Origin of the sequence: Nocardia sp. NPDC058497 (assembly GCF_042720195.1) — a bacterium.
Classification (GTDB): Bacteria; Actinomycetota; Actinomycetes; order Mycobacteriales; family Mycobacteriaceae; genus Nocardia.
This window is the reverse complement of record NZ_JBHXMY010000393.1, coordinates 1-5670: the sequence shown is the minus strand read 5'-3', so window position 1 is coordinate 5670 and position 5670 is coordinate 1. Positions and strand designations below refer to the sequence as shown.

Annotated in this window: 6 protein-coding genes and 1 pseudogene; 6 read left to right on the top strand and 1 reads right to left on the bottom strand. The window is 67.1% G+C overall.

Features of this window, described 5'->3' with window-relative positions; all coding sequences use genetic code 11:
- The 6 genes from ACFWPJ_RS22945 to ACFWPJ_RS22920 all read left to right on the top strand — a co-directional run.
- Positions 1–517: methylenetetrahydrofolate reductase (locus ACFWPJ_RS22945; protein ID WP_378854442.1), on the top strand; the 517-nt coding region annotated here is incomplete at its 5' end.
- Positions 518–619: 102 nt separating this feature from the next.
- Positions 620–820, top strand: a complete 201-nt coding sequence (locus tag ACFWPJ_RS22940) for a DUF1918 domain-containing protein (RefSeq protein ID WP_378854441.1) — start codon at positions 620–622, stop codon at positions 818–820.
- A 158-nt stretch (positions 821–978) separates the two neighbouring features.
- Entirely contained in the window at positions 979–1605 is a 627-nt protein-coding gene (locus tag ACFWPJ_RS22935) for a TetR/AcrR family transcriptional regulator (RefSeq protein WP_378854440.1), read from the top strand.
- A complete protein-coding gene (locus tag ACFWPJ_RS22930) occupies positions 1602–2066 on the top strand; it encodes a nitroreductase family deazaflavin-dependent oxidoreductase (RefSeq protein ID WP_378854439.1) in 465 nt (154 codons plus the stop codon). Before ACFWPJ_RS22935 ends, ACFWPJ_RS22930 begins: the two co-directional genes overlap by 4 nt.
- A gap of 183 nt (positions 2067–2249) precedes the next feature.
- Positions 2250–3341, top strand: a complete 1092-nt coding sequence (locus ACFWPJ_RS22925; RefSeq protein ID WP_378854438.1) for an alkaline phosphatase family protein — start codon at positions 2250–2252, stop codon at positions 3339–3341.
- 143 nt (positions 3342–3484) lie between these two features.
- Positions 3485–4843, top strand: a complete 1359-nt coding sequence (locus ACFWPJ_RS22920; RefSeq protein WP_378854437.1) for a family 1 glycosylhydrolase — start codon at positions 3485–3487, stop codon at positions 4841–4843.
- A 260-nt stretch (positions 4844–5103) separates the two neighbouring features.
- On the opposite strand, the pseudogene ACFWPJ_RS22915 reads toward ACFWPJ_RS22920, so the two are convergent.
- Positions 5104–5670 (bottom strand): annotated as a pseudogene (locus ACFWPJ_RS22915) (alkene reductase); the annotation flags it as partial.

The following is a 5670-nucleotide window of genomic DNA, read 5'->3' as shown; positions in this document are numbered from 1 at the left end:
CGTGCGCGACCTCGGCGACTTCCACGTCGGTGTCGCCTCGTTCCCCCAGGGCCACCACCGCTCGCCCGACCTCGACCACGACACCCGCCACCTCGTCGCGAAACTGCGTGCGGGCGCGGAGTATTCGATCACGCAGATGTTCTTCGACGTCGAGCACTATCTGCGGCTGCGCGACCGGGCCGTCGCGCTCGACCCGATCGAGGGCGCCAAGCCGATCATCCCCGAGCTCATGCCGATCACCTCGCTGCGCACCGTGCAGCGCGCGGAAGAGCTGAGCGGCCGGGCGCTCCCGAAGCGGGTGCTGGAACGCCTGCGCCGCGCCGCCGGCGACGGGCCGGAGGAGAACCGTGCGGCTGTGCGTGCCGAGGGGATAGCAATCGCGACGGAGATGACCCGACGCCTGATCGGCGAGGGCGCCCCCTGCCTGCACTTCATCACCCTGAACTTCGCGAAGGCGACCAGCGAAGTCCTCGGCAACCTCGGCTACGGAGTGACGGCGGCGCCGATCAGCGCCTGAAGCCCGCGACTCCGCGACGCTACGATCAGGGCTAGCTGAGAATTCGTACCAGTCGTACCGTTGGATTCGGGAGATCAGTCAGCGTCGACGAGGAGGCTACGCATGTATGCAGCAAAGGGCGACCGGCTAGTCGTGCACGGCAGGGTTGTCGGGCAACACGATCATGTTGTCGAGATCGTCGAAGTACTCGGCCACGACGGCGCGCCTCCGTACCGGGTGCGGGCTGAAGATGGCCACGAGAGCATCATGTCGCCCGGGACCGACGCCCAGGTGGTGCATCGCGAGGCCTCGGATACCTCGTAGCGCGGCGGTCTGCCGGCGGTGCACCGAGAACGCCATGCCGAGTCTTCCGCTCCGGGGCGGCTGGCCCGGCGAGGTCGGGGAACTCGATCGGGCTTCAGCCGGTGACCAGTTCCGTCGTGCCAGCGCCAACTGGTGAACATATGTTTACTATAGTAAACATGCGTTCACCCTCCGAAGACCGGACAGCCCGCGCGAGGATCCGGGACGAGGCGTTGCGGTTGTTCGCCGAGCGTGGGTCCGATGCGGTGACCGTGCGCGAGATCGCGGCCGCCGCCGACGTCTCGCCGGCGCTGATCATGCGGCACTACGGCACCAAAGAGGCGCTGCGGGCTGTGGTCGATGAGCATGTGGTCGCGGTCTTCGAGCAGATGCTCGGCCAGGCGACCGGCGGGGCCGACCCGTTAGCCCCGGCCTCGGTCGTGGAACTGGTTGCGGCGGCGCTGCCGCCGGACTCGCCGATCCCGGCCTATCTCGGGCACATGTTGCTGTCCGGCGGTGAGCCGGGGACGATGCTGTTCCGCCGGCTCCATCTCGTCGCGACGGACGCGCTGACCGATCTGCGGAAGGCTGGACACGCGGATGCAGGCGCCGACCCGGCAGTGCGTGCAGCATTTCTTCTCGCCAACGACCTGGCCGTGCTGATATTGCGAACCCGCCTCGCCGACGTGCTCGGCGTCGACCCGCTATCGGCCGACGGCCTCCGCCGCTGGGCCGCAGAAGTCCTGACCATCTATCGCTGCGGGTTGGGTGGCACTTCCTACCGAACGGCAGGAGGACCACCATGACCTTGTCCGACACCTTCGCGCGCCTCGGGAGCCGCGCTCTGCAGACGAGATGGTTCGTCCGCTCGCCGATCACCCTGTACCGGATCGGCCTGGGCTTCCTGTTCGGCACGCGGCTGCTGATGCTGGAACACGTCGGACGCCGCACCGGAGGTCGCCGCTATGTCGTCCTGGAGGTCGTCGACCGACCCGCGCGCGGCGAGTATGTGATCGTGTCCGGCTTCGGCGAGCGCGCGCAGTGGTACCGCAATATCCGAGCCAACTCCGGCGTCCGGGTCTGGTGCGGCCTGCGTCGCGGCTCCCCAGCGACCGCCGTGCCCATGACCGAGGCCGAATCCACCGCCGCACTGGACCGATACGTCGAGCGCCACCCCGGCGCCTGGAAGAACCTGCGCGCCACCATCGAGCACGCTACCGGCGCCCCCGTCGAGACTCTGCCCATGGTCCGCGTTCGCGTGAACTAGCCCCGGTCGACCCGACTACGCCGACCGTTCGACGTCGGCCGCGGGCGGCGGGATCGGTCTCGGCGCGCCGGCGCTTCGGCCGACAGACGGGTCGGCGACAGGGGATTCCCACAGGGCGGGGCCTTACGGTCAATTGTCCAATTCGCAGTGTGTCGGGGCCGCTCGGCAGCTACGGTGCCGCGCATGTCTCGCACTCACCGCATCCTCGCGGCCGCCGCCCTGGCCGCTGTCCCACTCGCCGCTGCAGCGCCCGCGCCGGCCGCTCCGGTCGTGAACAAGGTCGTGGTCATCGGTATCGACGGCACGCTGTGGAGTGAGGTGTCGGCGGCCGACGCCCCGAACCTCGACCGCCTGGCAGCGGAGGGCACCCTGGCACGCACCTCCATCGCCCCGCACACCACCATGTCGTGCGTCTCGTGGGCGACGGCGCTGACCGGCGTGTGGGACAACAAGCACGGGATTCAGGACAACGGATCCACCTGCAACGCAGGAGCTTTCGCGCCGTATCCGACGGTGTTCACACAGGTGGAGCGGGAGCGTCCGGCGTTGACGACGGCCTCCATCGGGACCTGGGACAAGATCGGCATGATCGCGCGCACCGGCAGCCCGCAGGCCGACCGGGTGGCTGTCACCCAGATCGATCCCACCGGTGCGGGCGTCTGTGAGACCACCGCCGATGCCAATGCCACCGCGCAGGTTGTCTCGGCCATCACCGAGGATGGGACCGATCTGCTGTTCACGCACCTCGATCAGGTGGACATCGTCGGACACACGCTTCGTGGAGTCTGGCCGCAGGCGTATCGCGATGCCATCGGCCGAGCGGACGGCCTGGTCGGGAAGATCACTGCCGCGGTGGACGCGCGGGCGGCCTCGCATTCGAACGAGCGGTGGACGATTCTGGTCACCACCGACCACGGGCACAAGCCGGAGGGTGGGCATGGTGGGCAGAGCGCCCACGAGACGGCCAGTTTCGTGATCGCGCGCGGAGCGGGGTTCGCGGCGGGAGCGCAGAACAACGGGTACACCCTCGCCGACATCACACCGACCGTGCTGGATCTGCTCGATGTCTCGGCTCCCGCGAATCTCGACGGCGAGTCCATGTTGACGGGCGGCTCGGGCAACCCGGCGGCACCGGCGCCGAATACGCCACCGGTCGACTCCGGGATCACCGGTTCGTCGTCGGGTTCGGCGCAGGCGGCCATGGTGGACAATCCGTTGTGCATCCTGGGGAGCGGATCGGCCAGTGGATCGGCGAGCGGTTCGTACGAGAAGTAACCCGATAGCCGCGGTAGCGGCCGAGCTTTCATGAAACGTGGCACCTACTGGACGTTTGTCCATTACGGTGCCGGGGACGACGCTTGGCCATCTCGGGACGCGCTGGATCGCCTGGAGGATTGACGGGAATGAGACTGTCTCGGATGGTCGTTGCGATCGTGTCGGCCGTCGCTATCGCCGTGACCGGGTCCAGCACGGTTGGTGCCGCGCCGGCTGGTAACAGCGGCTCGGGGTCCGGGAGTGCGAGCGGGTCAGGCACGGGGAGTGCGGGGGCCGCACCTACTGCTGTGCCGTCCCTCGGGCCCGAGTTCATGTGGGGCGTGTCCATGGCGGGATTCCAGTCCGAAGGTCATGCGCCGGACAGCAATTGGAGTCGCTACGCGAATTCGGGGAAGGCTCGCGACAGCTACGGTGATTCGGTCGACTTCTTCACCCGCTACGCCGAGGATATCGACCTGGCGGCCGATCTCGGAGTCGAGGTGTATCGGCTCAGCATCGAGTGGGCGCGGGTGCAGCCGCGGCCGGATGTGTGGGACGAGAACAACTTCCGCTTTTATGACGATGTCGTTCGAAAGATTCGTGCGGCGGGAATGCGTCCGATGCTGACGCTCGACCACTGGGTGATTCCCGGTTGGGCGGCCGACCGCGGTGGCTGGACGGGCGAGACGATGGTGTCGGATTGGCTGGCCAATATGCGGCGGGTCGTCGACCGCTACGCGCCGTACAACCCGTTGTGGGTGACTATCAACGAGCCGATGGGCTATGTCGCGCAATCGATCAAGATCGGCGATATCGGTGTGGTCGATGCGTTGCCGATGTTCGAGCGGCTGGTGCAAGCGCACAGCGTGATCTATGACTACATCCACCTGCGCCAGCCGGATGCGCTGGTGACCAGCAACGTCGCACAGTACCCGGTGGTGCAGAACCTGACCGATCTGCTGTTCATCGATCGAGTTCGCGCGAAGCTCGACTACCTCGGCATCGACTTCTATTACGGTGCGTCACTGTCGAATCCGCCGAGCCTCGCCCTGCTGGGCGACGAACTGTGGAAAAACGCGATCGAACCCGAAGGCATCTACTACGACCTGCGCGCCTACGCCGAAAAGTTCCCCGGACTACCGCTCTACGTGGTGGAGAACGGTATGCCGACCGACAACGGGCTACCGCGCGCCGACGGATACGACCGAGCTGATCATCTGCGCGACACCGTCTATTGGATTCAGCGCGCGAAAGCCGACGGCATCGACGTGATCGGCTACCACTACTGGAGCCTCACCGACAATTACGAATGGGGCAGCTATTCGCCGCGATTCGGTCTCTACACGGTCGATGTGAAGACCGACCCGAGCCTTACGCGCCGACCGACCTCGGCGGTCCCGGCCTTCCAGAACATCGCCGGACTGGGCGGAGTACCCGCCGGCTACCGACCCACCCGTAACCCCGCTCTGTGCTCGATCGTCACACCGTTGGACAGCTGCCTGCGCCCCGTTTCGGTGCCTTAGGCGCCGAGGACGACGAGAGCGATCAGGTAGCGCCCCAGACGGTCTGGGCGGACGACGCGACGCCTCTCGACGCACTGGGCGCGATGCACCATGGAGGTGGCGCGCCGCTGAGCCACCCTCCGGTCCGCCCCTCGGCCGTGGAGGAGCATGCGCTGATCAGTGCGAAGTTCGCGCCCGGACGGAGGCGTCCTCACCCGATGGCCCGGCGCGGGGGAGAGTGCGGCTGCCGGAACCATCGGATGACCTCGGGTGCGAACGGCTCAGGCGGCGTACCGATGCGCCGGGTAGGTCAGATAACCGTTGTCTCCACCCTGGTAGTAGGTCGATTCGTCCACCGGGGCGAGCGGCAGGTGGTTGCGCAATCGTTCGACGAGATCCGGGTTGGCGAGAAAGGCGCGACCGAAACTGATGAGGTCTGCACCCAGTTCCAGCCAGCGCTCGGCATCGGCGAGTCCGGTCTGCTTCGGTCCCATCGGCATCACCGGGTTCATGATGAGAGTGCCCGGCCACGCCCGCCGCAAATCCAGCAGCACCTCATGGTCGACGGTCGCTTCCAGATGGATATAGGCCGGATCGAGGCGCGCGAGTTCGGTCAGCAACTCGGGGTAGAGCGCGGCGACATCGGTTTCCACCACACCCCAGAACGCGCCGCCCGGGGACAGGCGGATTCCGGTCCTGGCCGCGCCGACCGCGTCGATAGTGGCGGCGACCGCCTCGACGGCGAAACGAATGCGGTTGCGGATCGAACCGCCGTAACGGTCGGTGCGCAGGTTAGCGTTCGAGGACAGGAACTGCGAGATCAGATACCCGTTCGCACCGTGCAGTTC

Bases quoted from the DNA above. Each gene is read 5' to 3' on its own strand.
- ACFWPJ_RS22940 (WP_378854441.1), top strand. From the start codon at position 620: ATGTATGCAGCAAAGGGCGACCGGCTAGTCGTGCACGGCAGGGTTGTC.
- ACFWPJ_RS22935 (WP_378854440.1), top strand. From the start codon at position 979: ATGCGTTCACCCTCCGAAGACCGGACAGCCCGCGCGAGGATCCGGGAC.
- ACFWPJ_RS22930 (WP_378854439.1), top strand. From the start codon at position 1,602: ATGACCTTGTCCGACACCTTCGCGCGCCTCGGGAGCCGCGCTCTGCAG.
- ACFWPJ_RS22925 (WP_378854438.1), top strand. From the start codon at position 2,250: ATGTCTCGCACTCACCGCATCCTCGCGGCCGCCGCCCTGGCCGCTGTC.
- ACFWPJ_RS22920 (WP_378854437.1), top strand. From the start codon at position 3,485: ATGGTCGTTGCGATCGTGTCGGCCGTCGCTATCGCCGTGACCGGGTCC.